Here is a 373-nt window from a genome sequence, read left to right on the forward strand (position 1 = left end):
CGAGATTATGTTCGAGCATCAAAAACTTCGGGAACCTCTGATTTTAAAATTATGTTTCGGGAAATATGGCCCAACTTGTCCACCTTCGTCATTGCTGAAGCAACGCTTGTTTTTGCTGGAAATATTGGTTTAGAAACAGGGCTTTCTTTCTTAGGTTTTGGACTTCCAGCGGGGACACCATCTTTGGGAACAATGATAAATGAAGCGACTAATCCAGAAACAATGACTGATAAGCCTTGGACTTGGGTTCCAGCAACAGTGGTCATCCTAATTGTGGTGCTTGCTATTATCTTTATCGGAAATGCACTAAGACGAGTGGCTGACCAAAGACAAGCTACAAGATAAACAACATTCAAGAGTGATAAAAATGTTT

Annotated in this window: 1 pseudogene; it reads left to right on the forward strand. The window is 40.5% G+C overall.

From position 1 onward, the window contains the following. A pseudogene (gene oppC / locus FVP33_RS19310) lies at positions 1 to 345 on the forward strand (murein tripeptide/oligopeptide ABC transporter permease OppC); the annotation flags it as partial. Positions 346 to 373: the final 28 nt, after the last annotated feature.

This window comes from Lacisediminihabitans profunda (assembly GCF_008040105.1).
Classification (GTDB): domain Bacteria; phylum Actinomycetota; class Actinomycetes; order Actinomycetales; family Microbacteriaceae; genus Lacisediminihabitans; species Lacisediminihabitans profunda.